The organism is Marinobacter sp. UBA2688 (genome assembly GCF_002352785.1).
Classification (GTDB): domain Bacteria; phylum Pseudomonadota; class Gammaproteobacteria; order Pseudomonadales; family Oleiphilaceae; genus Marinobacter; species Marinobacter salarius.
The window spans coordinates 88222-112863 of record NZ_DELU01000005.1 but is presented as its reverse complement, the minus strand read 5'-3'; the positions used below and the strand labels follow the sequence as shown (position 1 = coordinate 112863).

The 24642-nt window shown below is 54.8% G+C and carries 21 protein-coding genes and 1 pseudogene; 19 read left to right on the top strand and 3 right to left on the bottom strand.

Annotation, left to right across the window (positions count from 1 at the left end; all coding sequences use genetic code 11):
• Nucleotides 1-70: 70 nt before the first annotated feature.
• The 4 genes from B3M52_RS00935 (at nt 71) to B3M52_RS00920 (ending at nt 3462) form a co-directional block, all read left to right on the top strand.
• Entirely contained in the window at nt 71-865 is a 795-nt protein-coding gene (locus B3M52_RS00935; RefSeq protein WP_286748524.1) for a sulfite exporter TauE/SafE family protein, read from the top strand.
• 15 nt (nt 866-880) lie between these two features.
• Nucleotides 881-1669, top strand: a complete 789-nt coding sequence (gene lgt / locus B3M52_RS00930) for a prolipoprotein diacylglyceryl transferase (protein ID WP_036203787.1) — start codon at nt 881-883, stop codon at nt 1667-1669.
• Entirely contained in the window at nt 1666-2505 is an 840-nt protein-coding gene (locus tag B3M52_RS00925; RefSeq protein ID WP_075194910.1) for a thymidylate synthase, read from the top strand. Before lgt ends, B3M52_RS00925 begins: the two co-directional genes overlap by 4 nt.
• 441 nt (nt 2506-2946) lie before the next feature.
• A complete protein-coding gene (locus B3M52_RS00920; protein ID WP_036203793.1) occupies nt 2947-3462 on the top strand; it encodes a dihydrofolate reductase in 516 nt (171 codons plus the stop codon).
• A gap of 17 nt (nt 3463-3479) precedes the next feature.
• On the opposite strand, the gene B3M52_RS00915 is transcribed toward B3M52_RS00920, so the two are convergent.
• Nucleotides 3480-4994, bottom strand: a complete 1515-nt coding sequence (locus tag B3M52_RS00915) for a DEAD/DEAH box helicase (protein WP_036205678.1) — start codon at nt 4992-4994, stop codon at nt 3480-3482.
• Between the two features lie 198 nt (nt 4995-5192).
• Between B3M52_RS00915 and B3M52_RS00910 the strand changes: the two genes are divergently transcribed.
• The 9 genes from B3M52_RS00910 to B3M52_RS00870 all read left to right on the top strand — a co-directional run bounded on the left by B3M52_RS00910 (nt 5193) and on the right by B3M52_RS00870 (nt 15733).
• The gene (locus B3M52_RS00910; RefSeq protein WP_286748523.1) at nt 5193-5981 is read left to right on the top strand and encodes an acyl-CoA thioesterase; all 789 of its coding nucleotides are present in this window, start codon (nt 5193-5195) and stop codon (nt 5979-5981) included.
• A 452-nt stretch (nt 5982-6433) separates the two neighbouring features.
• Nucleotides 6434-7681, top strand: coding sequence for a styrene monooxygenase subunit StyA (gene styA, locus B3M52_RS00905; RefSeq protein WP_286748522.1), 1248 nt, complete (start codon nt 6434-6436; stop codon nt 7679-7681).
• Between the two features lie 63 nt (nt 7682-7744).
• On the top strand, nt 7745-8260 hold the full coding sequence (gene styB, locus B3M52_RS00900; protein WP_286748521.1) for a styrene monooxygenase NADH-dependent flavin reductase subunit StyB: 516 nt from the start codon (nt 7745-7747) through the stop codon (nt 8258-8260).
• Nucleotides 8261-8326: 66 nt separating this feature from the next.
• Nucleotides 8327-8815, top strand: coding sequence for a styrene-oxide isomerase StyC (gene styC, locus B3M52_RS00895; RefSeq protein WP_286748520.1), 489 nt, complete (start codon nt 8327-8329; stop codon nt 8813-8815).
• Between the two features lie 50 nt (nt 8816-8865).
• Nucleotides 8866-10239 (top strand): OmpP1/FadL family transporter, encoded by a 1374-nt coding sequence (locus tag B3M52_RS00890; RefSeq protein WP_286748519.1) that lies wholly within the window; start codon nt 8866-8868, stop codon nt 10237-10239.
• 10 nt (nt 10240-10249) lie between these two features.
• Entirely contained in the window at nt 10250-10570 is a 321-nt protein-coding gene (locus B3M52_RS00885) for an EthD family reductase (protein ID WP_286748518.1), read from the top strand.
• A gap of 20 nt (nt 10571-10590) precedes the next feature.
• Entirely contained in the window at nt 10591-12015 is a 1425-nt protein-coding gene (locus tag B3M52_RS00880) for an aldehyde dehydrogenase family protein (protein ID WP_286748517.1), read from the top strand.
• A 243-nt stretch (nt 12016-12258) separates the two neighbouring features.
• Nucleotides 12259-15126 carry an ATP-binding protein gene (locus B3M52_RS00875; RefSeq protein ID WP_286748516.1) on the top strand — a complete coding sequence of 956 codons (2868 nt, stop codon included), beginning with the start codon at nt 12259-12261 and terminating at the stop codon, nt 15124-15126.
• Complete coding sequence (locus tag B3M52_RS00870; RefSeq protein WP_286748515.1) at nt 15119-15733, top strand: response regulator transcription factor; 615 nt, start codon at nt 15119-15121, stop codon at nt 15731-15733. The genes B3M52_RS00875 and B3M52_RS00870 overlap by 8 nt, the downstream gene beginning before the upstream one ends.
• A 171-nt stretch (nt 15734-15904) precedes the next feature.
• On the opposite strand, the gene paaX is transcribed toward B3M52_RS00870, so the two are convergent.
• Nucleotides 15905-16894 (bottom strand): phenylacetic acid degradation operon negative regulatory protein PaaX, encoded by a 990-nt coding sequence (gene paaX, locus B3M52_RS00865; protein WP_286748514.1) that lies wholly within the window; start codon nt 16892-16894, stop codon nt 15905-15907.
• A 307-nt stretch (nt 16895-17201) separates the two neighbouring features.
• On the opposite strand from paaX, the gene B3M52_RS00860 reads away from it, so the two are divergent.
• From B3M52_RS00860 to B3M52_RS00835, 6 genes and pseudogenes are all read left to right on the top strand, one after another.
• Nucleotides 17202-18356 carry an ABC transporter substrate-binding protein gene (locus B3M52_RS00860; RefSeq protein WP_286748513.1) on the top strand — a complete coding sequence of 385 codons (1155 nt, stop codon included), beginning with the start codon at nt 17202-17204 and terminating at the stop codon, nt 18354-18356.
• An 82-nt stretch (nt 18357-18438) separates the two neighbouring features.
• A complete protein-coding gene (locus B3M52_RS00855) occupies nt 18439-19314 on the top strand; it encodes a branched-chain amino acid ABC transporter permease (RefSeq protein WP_286748512.1) in 876 nt (291 codons plus the stop codon).
• Entirely contained in the window at nt 19314-20321 is a 1008-nt protein-coding gene (locus tag B3M52_RS00850) for a branched-chain amino acid ABC transporter permease (protein ID WP_286748511.1), read from the top strand. Before B3M52_RS00855 ends, B3M52_RS00850 begins: the two co-directional genes overlap by 1 nt.
• Nucleotides 20318-21076 carry an ABC transporter ATP-binding protein gene (locus B3M52_RS00845; RefSeq protein WP_286748510.1) on the top strand — a complete coding sequence of 253 codons (759 nt, stop codon included), beginning with the start codon at nt 20318-20320 and terminating at the stop codon, nt 21074-21076. Before B3M52_RS00850 ends, B3M52_RS00845 begins: the two co-directional genes overlap by 4 nt.
• 17 nt (nt 21077-21093) lie before the next feature.
• Nucleotides 21094-21543, top strand: a pseudogene (locus tag B3M52_RS00840) (hemerythrin domain-containing protein); the annotation flags it as partial.
• Between the two features lie 210 nt (nt 21544-21753).
• Nucleotides 21754-22458: an ABC transporter ATP-binding protein gene (locus B3M52_RS00835; RefSeq protein WP_227519413.1), complete on the top strand. Its 705-nt coding sequence runs from the start codon at nt 21754-21756 to the stop codon at nt 22456-22458.
• 121 nt (nt 22459-22579) lie between these two features.
• Here B3M52_RS00835 and paaZ read toward each other — a convergent pair whose 3' ends face one another.
• Nucleotides 22580-24625: a phenylacetic acid degradation bifunctional protein PaaZ gene (gene paaZ, locus B3M52_RS00830; RefSeq protein WP_286748509.1), complete on the bottom strand. Its 2046-nt coding sequence runs from the start codon at nt 24623-24625 to the stop codon at nt 22580-22582.
• Between the last annotated feature and the right edge of the window lie 17 nt (nt 24626-24642).

Here is a 24642-nt window from a genome sequence, read left to right as displayed (position 1 = left end):
GTCGCGAGTGAACAAAAGGGATTCGGTGTGTATCATACCAGCCTGATTTGCTGTCTGCGTGTGGCTGAGTATGACCCTTTTTGCTGTTGTTGGCCTGTACCTTGTGCTGGGCGCCCTGGCGGGCACCATGGCCGGCCTGTTTGGCATTGGTGGCGGGCTGGTTATTGTTCCGGTGCTTATTTTCAGTTTTGACCTGCAGGGTGTGAGTAGCGACATTGCGGCGCACCTTGCCGTGGGCACATCTCTGGCCACTATTGTCTTCACTTCCATCAGTTCAATACGGTCCCACCATCTCCACGGCGCCGTCCGCTGGGAGATATTCCGCCCCATGACGGCGGGCATTGTGCTCGGTGCGGTGTTGGGTGCCTGGACCGCATCCATGCTCAGTGGTGAGGCCCTGGAGCTGGTCATTGGTGTGTTTGTCATTCTGGTGGCTTTGAAAATGCTTTTCGGTGCCAACCCCAAACCTGGCCGCGATGTGCCCGGTTCCGTTGGGCTGGGCAGTGCCGGGGCCGGTATTGGCTGGGCATCCGCTATTTTTGGCATTGGCGGGGGGACGCTGACTGTTCCGTTCCTGAGCTGGTGCAACGTGCGGATGCAGCAAGCGGTAGGCACCTCCGCTGCCTGTGGATTGCCCATCGCTGTGGCCGGTGCGCTGGCAAACATTGGCACCGGATGGCAGAACCCAGATCTGCCGGAGCTCAGTGTCGGGTTTATCTATCTGCCTGCGTTTGTGGGTATCGTTCTGACCAGTGTGTTGTTCGCCCGGGTTGGAGCCAACCTGGCTCATCGCCTGGACGCAGTCCTGTTGAAAAAAATCTTCGCCATCTTCCTGATTGTCGTAGGTATCCGTTTTCTGTTCTGACCTGAGGGGTTATTGATGCTCCAGCATCCGCAAATCGATCCGGTGGCCATTGCCATCGGGCCTTTGAAAATACACTGGTATGGCTTGACCTACCTGGTCGGATTTCTTGTGGGCTGGTGGCTGGGCCGCCTTCGCGCCCGCAAGCCCTGGTCGCCCATTACCGAAGTGCAGATGGGGGACATGCTGTTCTACATTGCCCTTGGCGTGATATTGGGCGGCCGCTTTGGCTATGTGATCTTCTACAATTTCAGTGCCTTCGCGGCTGACCCGTTGATGTTGCTACGCGTGTGGGAAGGGGGAATGTCCTTCCACGGTGGCCTGCTTGGTGTGATCTTCGCCATGTGGTGGTTCGGTCGCAAGGTGGATCGCACCTTCTGGCAGATTGCGGATTTCGTCGCACCACTGGTGCCGGTTGGCCTGGGTGCTGGTCGCATCGGCAACTTCATCAACGGCGAACTCTGGGGCAAACCCACGGATGTTGCCTGGGGTATGGTCTTCCGTACCGCGCCGGACAGTCTGGCCCGGCACCCGTCCCAGCTTTACCAGTTCGCGCTGGAAGGTGTCCTGCTGTTCATCGTACTGTGGTGGTTTTCGTCCAAACCGAGACCTCGCATGGCGGTCTCAGGCCTGTTCCTGGCGTGTTACGGCATCTTCCGCTTCCTGGTGGAGTTTGTTCGCCAGCCCGACCCCCAGCTGGGTTACCTGGCCTTCGACTGGCTGACCATGGGGCAGGTGTTGTCGTTCCCGATGATCCTGGCGGGCGCCGTTCTGATCGTTATTGCTTACCGGAGAAACGCTGAATGAAAGCCTATCTCGACCTGATGAAAGACGTGGTGAACAACGGTATGGACCGCGGTGACCGCACCGGCGTCGGCACCCGCTCGGTCTTCGGCCGCCAGATTCGCTTTGACCTGCAGGACGGCTTCCCGCTGGTGACCACCAAGAAAGTCCACCTGCGCAGCATTATCCAGGAGCTGTTGTGGTTCCTGCAGGGGTCCACCGACAACAACTGGCTGAAAGAGCGCAACGTTTCTATCTGGAATGAATGGGCCCTGGAGAGCGGAGACCTCGGTCCTATTTACGGCAAGCAGTGGCGAAGCTGGCACTGCCCGGATGGCAGCACCGTCGACCAGATCAGCGAAGTGATTGACCAGATTCGCAACAAGCCCAATTCACGCCGGTTGATTGTCTCGGCGTGGAACCCGGCTGAGCTCCCGGATGAATCCATTGGCCCCCAGGACAACGTCCGCAAGGGTCGCATGGCCTTGGCTCCGTGCCACTGCCTGTTCCAATTCTACGTCGCCGACGGCAAGCTCTCCTGTCAGCTCTATCAGCGCAGTGCGGATCTGTTCCTGGGGGTGCCGTTCAATATTGCCTCGTATGCGTTGCTGACTCACATGATTGCCCAGCAGTGCGATCTGGGTGTGGGGGAGTTCGTCCATACCTTTGGCGATTGTCACCTGTACCAGAACCACCTGACCGACGACATCGTGTTCGAGCAGTTGAAGCGGGAGCCACGGGCGTTGCCCCAACTGGTGATCAAGCGGAAGCCTTCATCGATCTTCGAGTACGAGCTGGAGGATTTCGAGTTTGACGGGTATGAGCCGCATCCTGGGATTAAGGCACCCATTGCTATTTGATCTCTAGCTGGGCCTGGCCCTTTTATTTTGGTGCCTGCAGAACGGCGTGTGGGGACTTTCGAAAAACGCCTCGAGACGTCCGTGTGCGGCTTGGTCTCCGCCATCCATGGCTCCGCACATTTTCGAAAGTCCCCACACGCTGCCCTGCGACCGAATAGCAGAGTTCGATTATCTGAAAGGGTTGGTCAGGTTGAGTGTTCGCGATGATTCGAGATTTGCTACTGCTCTGCATTGAAGTAATTGTGGATCGACCATCTGTATGGCCGAATCGCAATAGGGCGGGATAATCTGTCCAAAAATGTGCGGAGCCATGGATGGCGGAGCCCAAGCCGCGCATGGATGCCTTGAGGCGTTTTTTGGACAGATTATCTCGCCCTATTGCAGCCCCTAAGTCCCGAGGGCCCGGGATCCGGAGCTCCCAATCAAGAGGATAAACAAACAATGAGAAAAGCTCTAATAGTAGCCATGTCCCGCAACCGGGTCATCGGCCGTAACAACAAGCTGCCGTGGTACTTGCCGGGCGATCTCAGGTACTTCAAACAGGCCACCATGGGAAAACCCATCATCATGGGCCGGAAAACCTGGGATTCCATTGGTAGACCCTTGCCCGGGCGAATGAACGTGGTGATTTCACGGAATCCGGAATGGGAGGCACCCGCCGGAACGGTTGCGGCAGAATCATTGGAAGACGCATTGGTCAAAGCCGAAGCACAGGCCGAGATTGAAGGCGGAGATGAAGTCATGATCATCGGCGGTGGGCAGATCTACGCGGAAGCGCTGCCGATGGTGGATCGGATCTACGTCACCCAGGTGCACGCCGAGGTGGAGGGAGACGCATTCTTTCCGGAAGTAAACTGGGATGAGTGGGAAGAGCTCGGACGGGAGGATTTCTCCGCGTCCGATAATAATCCTTACGACTACAGCTTCGTCGTCTACCAGCGCCCAAGTCAGCCTTGAGCGCCTAAGTCAGCAGATCAGCCCTGACGGGGTGGGCGTTTACCAGAAGGCTTGCCACCCTTGCCGGGAGGCTTGCCCTTCGGGCCTGGGCCACCGCGGCCCTTGGGGCCCTTCTTGAATCCTGGCTTGAACCCGCCTGGCTTACCGCCTGGACGGCCACCTTTGCGGTCACGACGTGGCGGTGCGGTGGCAGAAACCACCGGCAGTGCTTCCGGCTGTTCCAAGGGCAGTGAGCCCGGCTGGGATGCCTCCAGATAGCAAGCCAGCGCACCAGCAACCATCGCAATGTCCATGTCGTTGCGTTCGGCAATTTCATCGAGCAACGCCATCGCCTTGCCCAGCTTGCCATCCTCGGCAAAGCCCAGAAGCTGTGACTCAAACTGCTCTTCGCGCATCTTCTTCAGAGCGTTGGGCGAGGGCAGCTCATAGGATTCCATCGGCGAATTGGTGGCGCGCTCAAGCGTGCGCAGCCAGCTGCGTTCACGAGGCGTGACCAGCAGAATCGCCTTGCCCTCACGACCGGCACGGCCGGTGCGGCCAACCCGGTGAATGTAGGCTTCGGTGTCGTAAGGCACGTCGTAGTTGATTACGTGAGTAATGCGGGGGACATCAAGGCCGCGGGCCGCAACATCCGTTGCCACGATAATGTCTTTCTTGCCGCGCTTGAGGTCTTCTACCGTCTGCTCACGCTGGCGCTGGTTCAGGTCACCATTCAGCGGCGCTACGGCATGGCCGCGTGCGGATAGTTTTTCAGCCAGCAACGTGGTTTCCGCTTTCGTCCGCACAAAAATAATGGCGGCGTCGAGCGGTTCCACTTCCAGGATGCGGGTCAGGGCATCCAGTTTGCGTTCGGCATAGACCGGCAGAACAAACTGGGAAATGCGCTCAACCGTGCGGGTCTCGCTCTCGATTTTCACTTCCGTGGCGTCGCGCAGATAGGTCTGGGCGACCTTCTTGATCTGCGGCGGCATGGTCGCGGAGAACAGCGCACGTTGGCAGTTGTCCGGGGTCTTTGCCAGGATCGCTTCCACGTCGTCGATGAAGCCCATGCGCAGCATTTCGTCGGCTTCGTCCAGTACCAGCGCCTTGAGGCTGTCCAGCTTCAGTGTGCCCTTGCGGAGGTGATCCAGCATTCGGCCAGGGGTGCCCACGATCACCTGGGCACCGCGGCGCAGGCCCTTGATCTGAGGGAAAAAGTCCTGACCGCCATAGATAGGCAGAACGTGAAAGTTGCGGAACTTGCTGGCATAGGTGGTAAACGCCTCGGCCACCTGGATGGCCAGTTCCCGCGTGGGTGCCAGAACCAGAATCTGCGGCTCCATGACAGACGCGTCTATACGGCTCAGCAACGGCAGCGCAAAGGCAGCGGTTTTACCGGTACCTGTCTGAGCTACGCCCAGCAAATGCTTACCGGCCAACAGCGCAGGGATCGTCTGGGCCTGTATGGGTGAGGGCTTTTCATAGCCGACGGCGGCAACCGCTTCGAGGACAGCTGGATCCAGGCCGAGATCGGCAAAAGACAATTCAGACATTAAATTACTCGGAATTCGGAGGGTAGGGCATTGCAATGCAATGCGTGTTGTGGCGGGGATTATAACTGGTTTGTTGTGGCTTTAACACGGCTAATGCAGTTAGCGCAGTAGGTAGTTGCCGGCGATGACGGTTGCGTTGCGGGTGGATCTTCGGCAATCTCCGGATTGTTTCGAATAGCATGCTAACGAGGTGGGTGCATGAATTTTGATGAGCTGATAAAGAGTGGGGCCAACGGTAAAGATCTGGTTGTTCCTTCAAGCTGGGGCCAAGGACGTGCCTCTTTTGGTGGAGTGGTTGCGGCCCTGGTATTTGACCGAATGGCCAGTGTTGTCGCACCCGGCCGCCCCATGCGTTCAATGCAGGTGTCCTTTGTGGGGCCAGTAACGCCGGATGAGCCGGCGACAGTCGAGGCTGAAATCCTGCGGGAAGGCAAAGCAGTCAGCCAGGTTTTGGGCCGCATTGTCCAGGGCGGAGAGCCGAAGTTGGTGGCGCTGGCGAGTTTTGGTAGCGACCGGGAGTCTGACGTTTCGGTCGATGCCGCACCAGCGCCTGCGGCGAAGCCGGTGGAGCAGTGCCACGGCCTGGATTTCATTGAAGGTGTTACACCGGAGTTCATTCAGCACATTGAGATGCGCTGGGCGTTTGGCAATCTTCCGTTCAGTGGTAAAGGTGGTCGGGAGCTTGGTGGCTGGATGCAGTTCCGGCAAACGCCTGAAACCTTTTCAGATGCCCACATTGTCGCGCTTGTTGATGCATGGCCGCCTGCTGTGTTGCCGTATATGAAGCAGCGGGTGAAAACGAGCTCCTTAAGTTGGGCTCTTGAAATTGTGCACCCCAGACCAGTTCTGGAGCCAGGGGACTGGCTATTATACAAGGCGGAGATTGATAAGGCTGACGCGGGATACGGTCATACCCAGGCTGGTATCTGGACGGCTAGCGGAGAGCTTGTGGCGCTGAGCCGACAAACGGTAACGGTATTTGGGTAGAGAAAGAAACAAGATGGGTTCAATCTTCCTTCTGGCCAGCACAATGGTTGTGCGGACAGGGGGGCGAGGTGATCTACAGATTTTCGCGCATTGATTGCTCAATCCGTATATAGATCTTCCCACTTCACTTGCGAATATACTGCTCTAGCATGGGAGCAGTCAGGTACGCGGGGTATTCCTGAAGGTTTGCATCAGTTGCAGCCTCGGGTTCCGGATCAGGAGCTTGAGGGGCTCCAACTTGGTTCATCTCCCTGGGCGCGCCCGCTGGGTACGAATAAGTGTAGGGCGAACGGTGTCGAGCTCTCTGATCAGCTGTGCCTGTTTCTTCTAAATCGCTTCTTCGGCCTTCTCGAGAATCGGGCCCAGCTCTAAACCATGGTTAATTGTTCCGGTTTGTCGCCAAAGCTAGTGTGAAGTTGTTCTGAATCAACAATAACACTGAGGTGACTTTCATGAGCAAACGAATTTGTATCGTAGGTGCCGGCGCAGCAGGTCTGCATCTGGGATTGTATCTTCGGCAGCATGGTGTCGACGTAACCATATACTCGGATCGGCGCCCGGAGGACTACAGGGCTTCCCGCCTTCTCAATACCGTTGCACACCATTCGGTTACTATCGCCCGGGAATCGGACCTCAACGTAAACAAGTGGTCGGTGAACGAGAACGGTTACTACGGACACTATTACTACGTTGGAACACCTACCCCCCTTCGATTCTACGGTGATATGGAGGCGCCGAGTCGGGCAGTGGACTACCGACTTTATCTCCCTGAGCTGATGAAATCCTTTACCGAAAGGGGAGGGCGTTTTGTCTTTGAGCAGGTGACATCTGAGGATCTCGAAACCCTGTCGGAGCAATACGATTTGCTGGTCGTCTGTACTGGCAAGGCTGGGTTTGGATCCCTCTTCGAGTCCCGGGAATCTGCGACCCCCTTCAAAAGCCCGCAGCGAGCACTATGTGTTGGCCTTTTTAAAGGCATCAAAGAAGCACCCATTCGCGCGGTGACCATGTCTTTCTCGCCAGGTGCGGGCGAGATGATTGAGATCCCTACTCTGACTTTTAATGGGATGTGCACGGCTCTGGTGATGGAGAATCATATCGGTGGCGAGCTAGAAATTCTTTCCAAAGTGAAATATGACGAGGATCCTCGGGCTTTTCTCAATCTGCTGCTTGAAAAACTCGTCAAACACCATCCGTCGGTTGCCGAGCGGATTGATCCCGAGGCGTTCGATCTCGTCGAGGGTTCAAATGACCTTCTTCAGGGAGCAGTTCCTCCTATCTATCGGGAGGGGGCTGCACGTCTTAGAAATGGGAAAACGGTCATCGGCTTGGGAGATGTCATGGCAACCGTGGATCCTCTTCTAGGGCAGGGGGCCAATATGGCTTCCCACGCGGCGAGAGTTCTCGGTGAAGAGATTGTCGGGACTAGTGTTTTTGATGCGCGTTTTGTTGAACACGTTGAAGCCCGTCGGGAGGACAGGGTGATCTGTGCTACCCGCTGGACGAACTACATGTTGAAGAATCTGAAGGAGTTGCCTCCAGAGTTCCAGCAGTTCATCGGCACGCTTAGCCAAAGTCGTGAAATGGCTGATGAGTTTACCAATAACTTCAACTATCCGGAGAAACAGTGGGATTACTTCTCCAGCTCCGAGCGCTTGATGGCTTGGTGTGAGAAGTACTCCGAAAGGCGGGCAGCCTGACCTAAAAAGAGTGACCATCTGACCGGATGGTCACTGGCTCAAGCAAGATAAAGGAGAGAGAAAATGACTGCAAAAAAACTTTCAGTTTCAGAAGATCTTGATGGCCAATCCTTCCGTCAGGCCGTCTCACTTTTCGCTACCGGCATTGGTGTGATCAGTTCCGAGGACGAAGATGGAAATATTCATGGGGCGACGGTAAACAGTTTTACGTCCATCAGTTTGGAGCCGCCGACCATTATGGTTTCGCTGAAACCCGGGAAAATGCACAGCATACTTGCTCAGAATGGCTGTTTTGGTGTGAGCATTCTGGGAGAGAATCACCAGGATTATTCCGCCTATTTCAGCCGGCGGGATTTTAATGATGCGCCCCCTCCTGAATTCACGAAGCGCCACGCTTATAAGACCCTTGCCGATGCCATCGCCTGGTTCGAGTGCAGAGTGGACAAAATGGTAGACGTCAATGATCACACTCTGTTCATAGCCAAGGTAACGGCCTGTGGTAGGTCCGAGCCGGGCAGCCAGGCGCCGTTGCTCTTCTTCGCCAGCAAGTACCACCACAACCCCTCCCCAATTGCCTGAAGGCAGTAGGCAAGGGTGCGAATTCTTCTTTATTCCAACAAATACAAAAATGATTCTGGAGGTTTTATGTTTGGTGCATTTGAAAAGAAAATGGCCGGACACGGTGTTCTTATGATTTTCTCAACCTTGGTGTTCGGGGTTGCGCTGTGGATGAATCTTGTCGGTGGATTCGAAATTATCCCAGGTTATATCGTGGAGTTTGACGTCCCGGGAACCCCTGAAGGTTGGGCTAAGGCCCACATCGGGCCAGCCCTGAACGGGATGATGGTCATCGCCGTTGCTTTCATTCTTCCGCATCTTGACTTCGAGGCTAGAAAAGCCCGAATTCTGGGCTGGATCATCGTCGCGGATGGCTGGTCCAACGTTGGTTTCTACTTTTTCTCCAACCTTTCTGAAAATCGTGGTCTGACCTTTGGCCCGAACGTATACGGCGAGGGCAACATCTTCAGTGTACTAGCGCTCGCGCCAGCCTATCTGTTCGGTGTTCTGGCTTTATGGGCTCTGTTTGTTATCGGGTTGAAGGCGCTAAGGACAAGTTCCCACAGTTCCGCATGATCGCTAAAACCCGACAACATCATTCAAGACAACAATAAAAGAGGCTTACCATGCGAAGAAATCGACTAGTCACTGATTTACTCGGCGCGTCGCTAGTCGCCGCGTCTCAGGTAGCTTGGGCTACCGAAGGGTTGAGGCTTGAAGGCTATGGTGCAGTTTCCCGCGCTATGGGCGGAACGGCTATGGCTCAGGATGTGGGGGTGGCTGGAATGATGGTTAACCCTGCCACGCTGTCCATCGCGCCAGAGGGAAGTCGTTTCAGCATCGGTGCGGATGTGATCACCGCTGAGATTGTAAACGAGGACCTGGTGACGGGCGAACGGATTCGGTCATCTGACAGAGGGGATAACAGGGGGCCCTATGTTGCCCCACAAATAGGTTACACCCTGAACCGTGGTTCTTGGTCTTTCGGAATTGGTGCCTTTGCACTGGGTGGCCTGGGGACTGAATATGGAAGCGACAGCTTTCTTTCTGATGGCACCAGTGGAACTGCGACCGGATTAGAAAATAGCAGCCGATTGCTGGTTGTTGATATTCCTGTTGCGCTCAGCTTTCAGATCAATGAAGCCCTTTCTGTAGGGGCTACTGTTGATGCTGTATGGAGCGGTATGAACCTCAATCTGTTGCTTGGAGCCAATCAAGTTGGTGGCCTTATCGCCGACGGTCGTGTAAACGGAAGTCTACTGGGGGCCCTGGCAACGCTGCCCGCCCTTGATGGAGCCCATCTGAGTTTCACAAGGGATCACCCGCTTAGCAGTGGAGCGGACGCTTGGGGGGTGAGCGGTCGGCTGGGCCTGAACTGGAGTCTGTCTGAGGATACCCGGTTTGGCGCGGCCTATAACTTCGGAACCCACCTGAACGATCTTCAGGGGGGAGCGGTTCTGACGGCCGTAGATCAGGTTGCCGGGCAGATCCCCATAAGCGGGCGTGTACATGTTCGGGATTTTCAGATGCCGGCATCTTTGGGAGCTGGTGTTACCCATCAGCTGCAGGACAACTGGAGTCTGTCTCTGGATGTAACCAGAGTGTTCTGGCGGGATGTCCTAAAGGACCTCCATGTGAGCTTCACCAGTGATAGTGGTGATGATCTGAACCTTACGGTTCCTCAGAATTACAAGGATCAGACCATTCTTGCCGTTGGCACTGATTATGCCATTTACGATTGGATATTGAGGGCAGGTTACCGGCACGGCTCCGAAGTGGTTCCTGATCATGATCTCTTTGTAACACTGCCAGTCACGCCAACCCGTATCTTATCGGCCGGTTTTTCATATCGGATATCGTCCCACGGACAGGTCGATTTTGCCTATTCTCACAATCTCGAGATCGACAGGACGAATCCGAAAAACACCAACACGGGGCATCCTGTGAGAACGACGGAATCCCAGAACAATTTTGTTCTGAGCTACACATTGAACTTCTAGGGCTAATGTTATGAAAAAGCTTCTGGTGTTATACCCGCGGCCGTTGGATGAAGAGGCCTTTCTCTACTATTACCGGGGTGAGCATCTTTCGAGGGTGCTTGAATTGCCGGGATTGTTATCGGCGTCTTATAGCGTAACTGATGATAATAATGCTCCCTATTTTGTGTATTTCGAAGCCGTTTTTCAGCATGGACAGGCACTGGCAGACGCCATGGCCTCCGATGTGGGCAAATTTCTGGCGGGTGATATCGAGAATTTCTCGCCGAAGGGTGCAGTCACTGTGGTATCGGAAACCGAAGTCCTGAAATCTTTGACGGTTAACGCAGACTGAAGCTCTCCAAGGAGACGAATATGAACTATCAAGCATCCCTTATGATCGATGGTGTCAAAAGGTCTGGAGAAGCTGGACCGATCGAAGTAGTGAACCCGGCGACCGGGTGTGTTTTTTCAACCTGCCCCGGAACGTCAAGTGATCAGCTGGATCAAGCTGTGACTGCGGCGGAAAACGCCTTTAGAAGTTGGCAGAATGTTCCTGATGGGGAAATTCAGTCCATGTTGAGTGCCATCGCAGATCGCATTGAAGCTAATGCCTCTGAATTGGCTGAAATGGTTGTTTGGGAGCAGGGAAAACCCCTGGCTCTTGCTCAGATGGAAGTCGGTGGCGCGGTGGCCTGGACACGATACGCCGCCGACCTTACCATACCCGTGAAGGTGATCGAAGATAGCGATGCCCGGCTCGCCGAACTCCATCGCAAGCCGTTGGGCGTTGTGGGCTCGGTCACACCCTGGAACTGGCCGCTCATGATTGCCGTCTGGCATATAATGCCAGCGCTTCGTACCCGAAACACTGTGGTCATCAAGCCTGCCTCTTTAACACCGTTCAGTACCCTTAGACTGGTTGAGATCATAAACGAGGTGGTTCCGCCTGGTGTAGTTAATAGTGTAACGGGTGATGCAGAGATTGGAGGCGCTATGAGCGCACATCCTGGCATCAGTAAGATAGTATTCACCGGCTCAACGCCCACTGGTAAGGCGATCATGCGCAATGCTGCTGATACGCTGAAAAGGCTGACTCTAGAACTTGGGGGGAATGATGCCGGAATCGTGCTGGATGACGCAGATCTCGATGAAATTACCGAAGCCATATTTCAGGCATCATTCATCAACATGGGGCAGACCTGTGCGGCATTAAAACGACTGTACGTTCATGTATCTCTGTATGAAGAGCTGGTTCAGCGTTTGGCCGTCATGTCGACGGAGCAGGGGGTCGGTAGCGGGTTTGACCCAGCCAACAGTTTCGGTCCGGTTCAGAATCTGAAACAGCTCAACTATCTGGAAGAGCTTGTGGATGACGCCCAAAAACAGGGTGCCCGAGTTGTTTGTGGTGGTAAGCGGCTCCCGGGCGAAGGGTACTTCTACCCACCTACGATAGTGGCTGATATTTCCGATGGTACCCGCCTTGTGGACGAGGAGCAGTTTGGTCCGGTCCTCCCGATTATTCGCTACACCGACATTGATGAAGTGATCGAGCGAGCCAACGACAATCCAAACGGCTTGGGTGGGTCCATTTGGGGTAGTGATGTTGAGCGGGCTAAGGCTTTAGCTCTTCGGATTGAGGCTGGCACTGTCTGGATCAACAACCACGCTGAGGTCCTGCCCCACTGCCCGTTTGGTGGCTGCAAAAAGTCGGGTATTGGCGTTGAATTTGGCGAGGAAGGGCTCCTCGAATACACCTATGCTCAACTGGTTAACCTAAACCGGGGAGGAGGCCACTAAACCCTGTCAGGATTTTACCTGCGTAGTTTGTTGTTGTGCCCTTTGGGGCTTTGGCGAGTGATCGCTCTTGCCCCTGTTTTAAGTTCAGCTCCGAGAGACTGCTATCCTGGAAAGGTGATCGGGTCGCTTCGGCTATGAAACTGGGTAGCTTAGTACCGGGCTGGAAAAGCAAAACAGGTTTTGGGCATGTATGAGTTCCTAAAAAGAATCTTTAGAGATAAACAAACGTTCAGGATCGGTAGTGTGGATCTTGATAGTCAGGACGATTATCAAACGAAGAAGGAAAAGTTTGCCCGAATTATCCTGGACCAGATGTACCATTTCGCTGGTCTTTTAGATGCTGAAGGTAATATTCTCGAAATCAATATTCCCGCTTTGCGGGGCGCCGGTCTGAACATGGAAGACGTTGTAGGAACGCCTTTCTGGGAGGCTCGCTGGTTCGCACTCTCCGAGGAGAGCAAAACGCTCCAGCGAAATTTGGTGCGGCGGGCTGCAAGAGGGGAGTTCATTCGTCGCGATATTGAGGTTTATGGTGAGGCTAGTGGTGAAAAAACGATTATTACCGATTACTCACTGACACCCCTGAAGGATGAGTCCGGAAAAGTGCGGTTTCTTCTGGCTGAGGGCCGTAACATCACCGAGAAAAAGAAGGTTGAATTTGAGGTTGCAAGGAAAAAGACTGAGCTTGAAGAGTTGCTTAAAAAAAATCGTGAGCTGGATGAAAAGAAAAATCGATTTTTTGCCAATATCAGTCACGAACTTAAGACTCCCCTCTCTCTTATAATTGGTCCTGTAGACGATATTCTCTCAAATGGCACCGGTCTCTCTGAAAGGCAGATGACCGATTTGTCCGCCATTCGGCGAAATTCCATCACCATGCTAAACCTCGTGAATGAACTGTTGGATCTTGCCAAAGTGGATGCCGGAAAGGTTCAGCTTTTCTATGAAGTGATCTCTCTGTCCGAATTCATAAAAGAGGTTGCCTGCCATTTTGATGCCATTGCCCTTCAGAACAACATAGCGTTTGCCTTAATGGTCCCGGACGACCTTGAGATTGAGGCTGATCGTGAGAGGCTAAGCCAGACTGTCTTTAACCTTATCTACAATGCGTTCAGCGTTACGCCCCGGGGAGGCCGAATCAGCTGTACAGTTGATAAAGTTGACGACAACCGGATCCTGATCAGTGTGAAGGACTCAGGGCCGGGTATCGACTCAGATCAGAGAGCAAAAATTTTTGAACGATTTGAACAGGGAGAGGGGCTGCTTCAGAGTTCACGCAAAGGGACAGGGTTGGGTCTGGCGATCGTCAAGGAGTTTGTTGACCTACTCGGTGGAAATGTCACTGTAGCCAACTCGTCTGTTGGAGGCACGGTTTTCAGCGTTGAACTACCTGTTCAGGCGCCCTTTGGCACGGGTGTTCGGGCGAGATTAAAAAACACAGACCGTAAGACAACCCCTCTTTTTTCTAGCGAAAGCGGTAAGGAGGAAAATCGATCAGACCCGCAAGTAACCGGAAAACCCTTGGTGTTGGTCGTGGATGACAATCGCGAAATGAGGGAGCTGATCCACCGTGTTCTCCGTGATGAATTTCAGGTGATTGCAGTTGTTGGAGCAAAGGAAGCCCTGAATGTGTTGGAATCGACTCAGCCAGATCTGATCGTAACTGATCTCATGATGCCGGAGTACAGTGGCGACGAGATGATCAAGTCGATCCGTAACCGGATCGATGCCGCACTGATTCCTATTCTTGTGCTATCGGCCTATTCGGAGGTCACCGTCAAGAACGAATTGCTCTCGAAATATGTTCAGGATTATGTCACCAAGCCTTTCTTTGTTCCCGAATTGTTGTCAAGAGTCCGCAATCTCGTGATGATGCGGGAAACGAGGCTCGCGCTTCAGCAGGAACTGGAGTCCCGAGACACAAACCTTATGCAGCTTACCCGAGAATTGATTGAAAGCCGCAGGGAGCTGCAGCGCAGTTTTGACGCACTTAGGAAATCAGAGGGACGTTGGCGAGCGATTCATGAGAACTCTGCGGTCGGCATTGCTGTGGTCGATACAGAATGGACCTTCGTAAACGTGAACCCCGCATTCTGCCATATGCTTGGATATAGTGCGGAAGAACTTCTGGGTTGCTCGGTAATAGAAACAACTCACGACGCCGATCGGTCGATTACCGGTAGTCGATTGAGCCAGTTGCTCTCGGGCGAAATTGAAAACTATCACTATCAGAAGCGGTTCGTTAGCAAGCAGGGTGAGACTGTCTGGACAAGTTCAAGTGTCTCAGTAATTCCGCAAACAGAGGACACGCCCCCCTTGCTGGTGGGGGTCGTGGAGGATATCAGAGAGAGTAAACAGGCGAAGCTTGAACTGGAAGAGGCTCATCTAGAATTGGCTAGAGTCATGCGAGTGACCTCCATGGGCGAGCTGGTTGCATCGATCACTCATGAAATAAATCAGCCGCTTTCTGCGATTGTTTCGAACAGTCAGGCTGCACTGCAATGGTTATCTCATTCACCGCCCAACTGTGACGAAGCTGCCGGAGCAATCGGGAGTATACTAAGGGATGGAGAGCGGGCGGCAAATGTCGCCATCCGTATTCGGGGATTCATGAAACGGGACAGAACAACTTCTGAGCCCATAGATTGGCTTGCCTTGATATCAGATGTGCTGGATTTCGTAAATGAGACTGCCCTAAAAATCGGTGTTGAACTCCATACGGATATAGCCCCGGGGCTGCCTGATACGACCAGCGATAAAGTGCAGTTACAACAGATTCTCCTAAATCTCATCCTCAATGCAATGGATTCCATGAAGGATCTGAATAATAACGGTAAAACACTCCGGCTGCAGGTCCGATTCTGCTCGGACACCAACACTATTCTTGTTCAGGTCGCCGATAACGGCCCAGGTGTTGCTCCCGAGGTCAGAGCGAGGGCTTTCGAGCCATTCTTTACTACCAAATCCGAAGGGTTGGGTATGGGCCTTTCTATCTGCCGAACGATTGCGAAACGGCTCGGCGGGGACCTTGTCCTTCTTGACAATGAAGCCGAGCATGAAGGCGCTTCGTTTCAGTTGAGTTTGCCGACAGAAGATAGAAACAATGAATGACGCATACACCGTGTACATTGTGGATGATGACATTTCAATGCGGGAGGCGATTAGTAACTTGCTTCGGTCTCATGGTTTTCAGGTCGTGTCCTGTGAGTCCGCGGAAGTTTTTCTGGAGCAGGTGGTTTTCGAAACGCCGTGCTGTGTGGTGCTGGATGTGAGTATGCCTGAAATGACTGGCGTCGAACTGCAGGACTACCTCATTGCGATAGAAGAGGCCATACCGATTGTATTTGTAACCGCCCATGGCGATATTCCTATGTCCGTAAAGGCAATCAAGTCGGGAGCTGTTGAGTTTCTTCAGAAGCCTGTTAATCGAGAGCATCTTTTGGAGGCGGTAAAACAGGGCCTTGAGCGGGACACTAAAAGACACGATGAGCTCAGTCGGGTGGCAGGTCTAAGAGACCGAGTAAATCTGCTGACGCCGAGGGAGCTGGAAATTCTGAAAGAGGCGGTAACGGGCAGGCTCAACAAGCAAATTGCCGCCGATCTGGGAGTTGCTGAGGTTACGGTTAAGGTACATAGGCACAATATGATGCAAAAGCTGGGAGTCAGGTCTTTAGCGGACCTTGTTCGCATATTCGAGCGTCACGCTGATCTATTCTAGCGACTTCTGGGCAGAAATTTTTACGCAAGAAGAGACCTCTCCGTAAGGTGAGGACTGTGACCCTTCCCCAGAATGTCGGTCCATTTAAAACTGGAAAATCCGGCATGATAGAGCCTTGAATAGGAGCTTCATGCCATGAAGCTATCCCGTTACATTGAAGAGCTGATAGCGTTATCCCTTAAATAAGCCGAATTGGGTACTCCGTATCTCAGGAATGGCATCGTTGATAGTGCTTGAATCCCGCAGCCCGCCAAACCGCTTGTAAAATTTGTCACTCGGCCCTGGTAGGGGACCAGAGGCATTTTCCAATGTCTCGTCCAAGCACTGTTCGGCCCGAACGTAGATCTGGCGGTATAGGTTGCGGCAGAGTTGCTTGGCACTGCGACCTTCCCAGTCTCCCGGCAACAATTCGTCCGGTAGCAGTGGGTCCCGCAGCAGAACCTTACGGTATTCGTGGATCAAAAGGACCCGGAGAAGCAGGCATTCCTTCGGGGCTAGGATATCGTCAGACTGCAGTTCACGCCATAGAGGTCGGAACTGACTCAAAAAGCGTCGGTAGCGGCCTCCCAGTTCGTCCAGGTTCCAGCTTTCACGAACCTGAAGGCGAAGTGCTTTAGGGCTTTTCTGCTCCATAGGCATGGTTTGCATCACGATAGTGTCATCCAGAGCGCCCCATTCCTGGAGCATTGGAATCAGTTCGCTGCGTGTGAATCGGGGATGTTCCATCAGGCCGGGAGCCATACTGCCAAAGCTGAGCCATTTCAACTCTTCCCGGACTTTCTGGCGAAGTTCTGGAGACAGCTGATTCAGATAGACAAGGCACCAACTACCGCTCCACTCTTCAGTATCGAGATTGTAAACGTGCTGGAAAGCCTGCTCGAAACGGCGCAGTCCTGGGCCGGTAAGACTGTAGTAGCTACACCGCCCGACCTTTTCTGTTTGTAGCCAGGATTCCTGAACCAGACGATACACAGACGTGCGCACCAATCGTTGGCTGATGCCCATGGGTTCTAACAACTTCATCAGGCTTCCAAGCCAGACATTACCGCCTCGGGGCACGATAGCGTCGCCATAGATGGTAATGATCAGAGAGCCGGCGCGTAGTGGCCGCTTCTCCTGGAAGTTTTTGATGAGCAGTTCTAGTTGGTTTTTCGCAGTCATGGTCTGGGTTCGCAAATAAGAATCAATGAAACAGGTTGTGTGTATTATGCGGGTCTTGCGTGTCAGGTAAAGGCCTGTCTCTGGTTGCTGTGCTGCCGTATCGCTTGAGTGTCGGTATTACTGAAAGGGCCTAGGTCAGACTCCCTGAAATTGGTTGACATGGCGGTTATGATACAATAAGTTCGATTGTAAAATGCAAGCGGTATCGAATCATAGCGAAGACAAAAAACAGGATCGCTGCAACCAGGGATGGAAGGAGTAAAAACAACACACTCAAGCCCCTGCACAATTCGGGAGAATAAAAACAATGCTTAAAACGATGATGCGTCGCGCAGGAAAATGCGCGGTATTTGCTGCTGCGACTCTCATGATGAGTGCCCAGGCAGCTGAACCAATCAAGATCGGGTCGTTCCTGTCTGTTACGGGTCCGGCATCCTTTCTCGGCGATCCCGAGTTGAAAACGCTCGAGATGTACGTTGAAAAAATTAATGAAGAAGGTGGTGTCCTTGGTCGTCAACTGGAGCTGATCCACTATGACGACGTTGGCAACGCTTCCTCTGCCCGTAACTTTGCCAGTCGCCTGATCCGCTCGGACCAGGTTGATGTCATCGTTGGCGGCAGTACTACCGGCGCTACCATGGCGGCGGTACCGCTGATTGAGCAGGCAGAAGTGCCGTTCATCTCCCTGGCCGGTGCTGTGGTTATCACCAACCCGGTCAAAAAGTGGGTATTCAAGACTCCTCAAACCGACCGCATGGCGGCAGAGCGTATTCTGACGGACATGAAGGATCGCGGCATTACCAAGTTTGGTCTGATTTCCGGCACCGGTGGTTTCGGAAGCTCGGGTCGTACCCAGACTCTGGAAGTGGCCGAAGCGATGGGAATGGAGGTTGTAGCCGACGTTACCTACAGCGGATCTGATACAGACATGACCGCCCAGATGACCAATATCCGTAACACAAGTGGTGTGGAAGCGGTTCTGAACTTCGGTTTTGGTCAGGGTCCGGCCATCGTAACCCGCAACTATGCCCAGCTGGGTATGGAGCTTCCGTTCTACCAGTCTCACGGTGTCGCATCCGACAGCTTCCTCGAGCTCGCTGGCTCCGCGGCTAATGGCCTGCGTCTGCCCGCTTCTCCGCTGCTGGTGCCGGATTCCCTGCCGGAGGACGATCCCCAGAAAGAAGTGGTCCAGAACTACAAGGCTGAATACGAAGCCCGCTGGGATTCCAAGGTGTCCACTTTCGGTGCCTATGCCTACGACGGCCTGATGCTGGCAGTTCGCGCCATGGAAGAAGCTGGCTCTACCGATCCGGAAGCGGTTCGTAACGCGCTGGAAAACATCCAGGGCTATGTCGGTGTAACGGGCGTGTTCAACATGTCCCCGGAAGACCACAACGGCCTTGATCCGGAATCCTTCCGCATTCTGGAAGTCCAGAACGGCGAATGGAAACTAATCGACTGATCCCCCTTTAACCTGTCTCGCGGCTGGCGATGACCCCTTTTCAGGGCAAGTCGCCAGCCGATGTTCGACCGGAACCACCGCTATGCTCGCAGAATTCTTACAGTACCTGTTCACCGGGATTACTATCGGTGCGACCTACGCCCTGATAGCCCTCGGTTTTACCCTGATCTATAACGCCAGTCACGTCATCAACTTTGCCCAGGGCGAGTTCCTGATGATTGGAGGCATGGCGACGGTTTCCCTTACGGCCATGGGTGTACCCATGATCCTGGCGGTCGTGCTGGCTGTAGTCCTGGCCGGTATCCTCGGCATCGCCCTGCAGCGCTTCGCGATTGCGCCTGCCAAGCAGGCCGATGTTGTTACCCTGATCATTATCACCATCGGTGCGTCGATCTTTATTCGCGGTATTGCCCAGGTAGTCTGGGGCAAGGAATACCACGTGATGCAGAATTTCAGCACGGACCAGCCTATCGAGGTCTTCGGCGCTGTACTGAACAGCCAGAGTCTCTGGGTTCTGGGTATCGGTGCGATTCTGGTTGTGGGTCTGGTGCTGTTCTTTACCAAGACTCTGATTGGTAAAGCGATTCTGGCAACTTCCATGAACAAGGAAGCGGCGCGCCTTGTGGGTATCCGTACCCAGATGGTTCTGATGCTGGCGTTTATGGTGTCAGCACTGCTGGGCTCGGTAGCCGGTATTGTGGTTGCTCCAATTACGTTTACTTCTTACGACATCGGTATCATCCTCGGGCTGAAAGGCTTTGTGGCGGCTGCGATTGGCGGCCTGGGTAGCGGTGTTGGCGCGGTTGTCGGCGGTCTGTCACTGGGTATCGTTGAGGCCATGGCAGCCGGCTACATCTCATCGGATTATAAGGATGCCGTGGCATTCTCCATGATCCTGCTGGTGCTGTTCTTCATGCCCCGCGGATTGTTCGGTGCCAAGGTAGTGGAGCGCGTCTGATGTTGAACATGTTTATGCAGTCGCGTCTCCGGGGGCTGATTATTCTCGCCCTGATCCTCATCATTCTTCCCGCTTTTCTCGGCAACCCGTTCCATTATGAGCTGGTTACCCAGATGGCGATCATTGCTGCCACGGTGGTTGGCCTTAATCTCCTGGTGGGTTTTGCTGGCCAGATCAGTCTTGGCCACGCCGGCTTCTTCGGTCTTGGCGCCTACTTTACCGGCATCGCGACCGGGACCTATGGCTGGCCTTCAGTGCCCGCACTGGTGGTCGGAGCAATTGTCGTGGGCTTTATTGCCTGGATTGTCGGGCGACCGATTCTGCGTCTGAAGGGCCACTATCTGTCCATGGCGACCCTCGCCGTCGGCTTCATCATTGCCATCATCCTGAACAACGAGCGGGCACTCACCGGCGGGCCCGACGGCATGCCGGTTCCGGCATTCGAGGTGTTTGGCTGGGAACTGAGTGCTTTTGGTAGCTATTCGCTGTTTGGCATCGATATTGAAGGCTTCCAGGCCTGGTATATCTTTGCCAGCGTCGTGCTTCTGGCGGCAGTCTGGTTTGCCCTGAACCTGATTGAGTCGCCGATCGGTCGCGCGCTGCGCTCAGTGAAAGGCTCGGAGGTGGCTGCCAGTGTTGTCGGTGTAAACACGGCGAAATACAAAAGCCTGGTGTTCGTGATCTCTGCCATCTACGCCAGCCTGATGGGCAGCCTCTATGCCCATTTCCAGGGCTTTATTACGCCTGCGGTGGCAAGTTTCGAGTTCTCGATCCTTTTCATCACCATGGTTGTGCTGGGAGGCATGGGGTCTACCTTCGGTGTGATTCTCGGTGCCGTGGTGCTCAAGTTGTTGCCTCAGGTGCTGGCGGACTTCCAGGAACTGGAGCACGTCATGTTCGGCCTGATACTGATGCTTACCATGATTTTTATGCCCAAGGGCCTGTTGCCCACACTGACCGCGTTTGTGTCCAGGAAAATGCGCAAGAAAGCGGGAGGTGAGGCATGACAGCACTGGTCGAAGTAAAGGGGCTGGATAAAGCCTTCGGTGGTGTCCACGCCGTGGAAGGTGTCAGCTTTTCTGTTGAAGCCGGTCAGGTCTATTCGGTTATTGGCCCCAACGGGGCCGGCAAGACCACGCTGTTCAACCTGATCACCGGGCTCTATACGCCCACCAAGGGCGAGATCCTGCTCAACGGTGAAAGTACCCTGAAACTTGAGCCGAATGAGCTGGCTGAGCGGGGCATGTGCCGCACGTTCCAGCAGATGCAGATCTGCATGAACATGACCGCCATCGAGAACGTCATGCTGGGGCGCCACCTGCAACTCAAAAGCAGCCTGTTCACCACTTTGTTCCGGTTGCCGTCCCTGCGTCGCAATGAAGACGCCGCTCGCAAGCGTGCTGCGGAACTCATGGAGTATGTAGGCTGTGGTGATTACCTGGATACGGAGGCCTCGGCCATGTCCTATGGCGCCCTCAAGCGCCTGGAAATCGCCCGTGCACTGGCCGCCGAACCCAAGGTTATCCTTCTGGACGAGCCGGCAGCTGGCCTGAACGCGGTTGAAACCGCTGCCCTGGAGGATCTGATTCGGAAAATTGCGGATCAGGGCACCACAGTTATGCTGGTTGAGCACGACATGAAGCTGGTTATGGGTATATCCGACCGGTTGCTGGTGCTTAACTACGGCCGTGTTCTGGCAGAGGGAACCCCTGAGGAAATCCGCCAGAACCCGGATGTTATCGCCGCCTATCTGGGTGGCTGAGCAAGGAGACATTTCACATGAGCGAGCAAAACACTGAAATGGCGCCTGCCCAGTCACGCAGTGAGCAGGCCGTACGGATTATTGTTCATGAACACCAGGCACTGTGGCGGATTCTGGATCTGCTTGATCAGCTGCTGAGTGATATGAACCTCAACGATCAGCGCCCTGATGAGCGGCTGCTGAAGACCATTTTTGATTACATTCAGCACTTCTCCCAGCGGGTCCATAGCACGCCCACGGACATTGAGCTGTACAAACGGCTCAGCGAGAAGTCCCCTGAGACGGCGCCTCTTCTAGAGAAGCTGGCGAAGGGCTATGTCATCGGCCATGAAAAACTGGTGGAGTTGCGTCGGTTGCTGGCCGAGTGCGAGGAAGGCTGGCCGGAAGGTCGCGAGGAATTCAGTCACGCCCTGGCGCGTTTCACGGAAGCCCTGCGCAAGCACATCCGCAAGGAAGAGGGCGTGGTTATTCCGCGGGCCCGTAAACTGTTGACGGAAGAAGACTGGCAGCAGATTATTGAAGCCCGGGACGTGGAAAACGATCCGCTGTTCGGTGAGCGCGTCCGGGAAGAGTTCCGGGAACTGCGGCACCAGATTGTCAGCTACACCCCGGAGAAGTTCGGTGGTCTTGGCCTGAAGCATGCGGACCGGGTGACGGCGCCCCATGCCAAGCAGGAAATGCTGTCCATCAAGGGGCTGGTTACTTCCTACGGTCAGATCGAAGTTCTGCATGATGTGGATATCCATATCAACAGCGGCGAGATCGTGTCACTTGTAGGCGCCAACGGTGCCGGCAAATCCACCCTGCTGATGACCATTTCCGGCCTGCAGCCCACTGACCGGGGTGCCATCACCTTCGAAGGCAAGGATCTGTCCAAGATCAGCGCCGATCAGCGGGTGGCCGATGGCATTGTTCAGGTGCCTGAAGGCCGCCAGGTGTTCAAGGACCTGAGCGTTCACGACAACCTGCTGTTGGGTGCCTATACCCGGGGCAAAACGCCCGAGGTAATGGACGATCTGGAACGGATGTACACCAAGTTCCCGATTCTGCGTCAGAAGCGCCATAACCTGGCGGGTGAGCTCTCCGGTGGTCAGCAGCAGATGCTGGCCATGGGCCGCGCCCTGATGGCTAAACCCAGGCTACTGCTTATGGACGAGCCCAGTATGGGGCTGGCACCGTTGATCATCGAAGAGATCTTCAACATCGTCAAGGAACTGAAGGAAGAGGGCATTACCATCTTCTTGGTAGAGCAGAACGCCTCTCAGGCATTGGCGCTGGCTGATCGCGGCTATGTGCTGGAGACCGGCAAGGTGGTGATTGAAGGCACCGGCCGTGAACTGCTCAGCAATGAGAAGGTTCGTGAGGCCTACTTGGGCATGTAATCGCCCGGGTTTTTTCTTGCACCAATAAAAGGGGGACAGGTCTTTCGACCTGTCCCCCTTTTATTTGCCTGACGCTTTCTCCCTGGGGTCCAAGACAGGGAGAAAGCAGGGAAGCCCGGTGTCACTCGGGCTTCTTGGCAACCAGTGTCAGGATGTCGTAGCTCGCAACCATTTCGTCGTTCTGGTTGTGAACCTGAACATCCCAGACAACAACGCCCTGGGGGTGTCCGTCCGGAGATGTCCGACCCTGATCGATCTTGCGCTTGCAGGTCAGGCGAGCCCGGATGGTGTCACCCGGGGCAACCGGCTCAATGAAACGCAGGGTGTCCAGACCGTAGTTAGCCAGCACCGGACCTTCACCCGGATAGACGAACAGGCCGGCCGCAGCGGAAAGCACGAAGTAGCCGTGAGCAATGCGCTTGCCGAACTGGGAGTCCCGCGCCGCGATTTCATCGAAGTGCATATAGAAGTGATCACCGGACAGGCAACCAAAGTTGACGATGTCGGCTTCGGTGACGGTGCGTCGATGCGTTAGCAGGGACTCGTTGATCTGCAGGTCTTCGAAGTGGCGACGGAACGGATGCACGTCGGTTTCGATGAGATCAGCGCCGCGTACGTACTCGCGGGTGACCGCGGCCAGCATGCTCGGGGAGCCCTGGATCGCGGTGCGCTGCAGGTAGTGGTGAACCGCACGGATGCCGCCCAGTTCTTCACCACCACCGGCGCGCCCGGGGCCACCATGCTTGAGCATGGGCAGAGGCGAGCCGTGGCCGGTGGATTCCTTCGCGGCTTCGGCATCCAGCAGGTGCAGACGGCCATGGAAAGCGGCCAGAAGTGGCGCAATCCTGCCGGCAATGGCAGGGTCCCGGGTGGTCAGGGTAGTGACCAGGGAACCACGGCCTTTAGAGCAAAGCTCAACGGCGTCTTCAACGGTGTCGTAAGGAATGACCGTGGCAACCGGGCCGAAGGCCTCGATATCGTGGGCGCCGCAGCCGTTTTCCGGGTTCCGGCACAGCAGCAGGTGCGGCTCGATGAATGCGCCTTTCTCGGTGCCATCGCCGGTGGGCTTGAAGTTGCCTTCGCCACCCACAACTAGCTCGCTGGTCTTGAGCAGTTCCTGGATATTGGCCTTCACATCTTCCAACTGGTCGGTGGAGGCCAGTGCACCCATGCGAACGCCTTCGACAGAGGGATCACCTACAGTGATCTTGGAAAGCTGCTCTTTCAGCTTGTCGCAGACCGCGTTCGCCTGATCTTTCGGCACGAGGATACGACGAATGGCAGTACATTTCTGACCGGCCTTGGCGGTCATCTCGCGGCGTATTTCCTTCACGAAGATGTCGAATTCGTCGTGCTCGGGGGTAACATCCGGGGCGAGGATCGCGCTGTTCAGGGAATCCGCTTCGGCGTTGAACGGAATCGAACGATTGATGATGTTCGGATGGTTCTTGAGTTTGCGGGCGGTTGCGGCGGAACCGGTAAAGGTAACAACGTCCTGCTCTTCGAGATGATCGAACAGGTCGCCGGTGCTGCCAATGATCAGCTGCAGACTGCCTTCAGGAAGCGCGCCGGATTCCTGCATCAGGCGAACCGCCAGTTCGGTCACGTAGCAGGTAGAGGTGGCCGGCTTCACGATGGACGGCATACCCGCCAGGAATGTGGGTGCAAACTTCTCCAGCATGCCCCACACCGGGAAGTTGTAGGCATCGATGTGAACGGCCACGCCACCACGGGGCACCAGGATATGGGTGCCTGCAAAGTGGTTGTTCTTGCCAAGAGGAGTCACCGGACCCTCGTGAACAACGTTGCCGGACGGCAGCTCGCGCCGGCCCATGCTGGCATAGGAGAACAGGGTGCCAAAACCACCATCGATATCGATGCCGTTGTCGCCCTTGGTGGAACCGGTATGCATGGACAGAGCGTAGAGTTCTTTCTTGTGCTCCTGGAGGTACAGGGCCATGGCCTTCAGGGCCAGGGCGCGCTCCTGGAAATCCATCGCCATCAGGTTCTTGCCGCCAACTTTGCGGCCGTACTCAACAGCGTTCTTGAAATCGAGGGTGTCGTCGTGGGTGTGGGCGACGATCTCGCCATTGATGGCGCTGGGTAGGGCCTTGGCGGGCTTTTCGCCGACCCACTGGCCGGCAATGAAACTTTTCAGGACTGACATGGGAAACTCCATTCGTT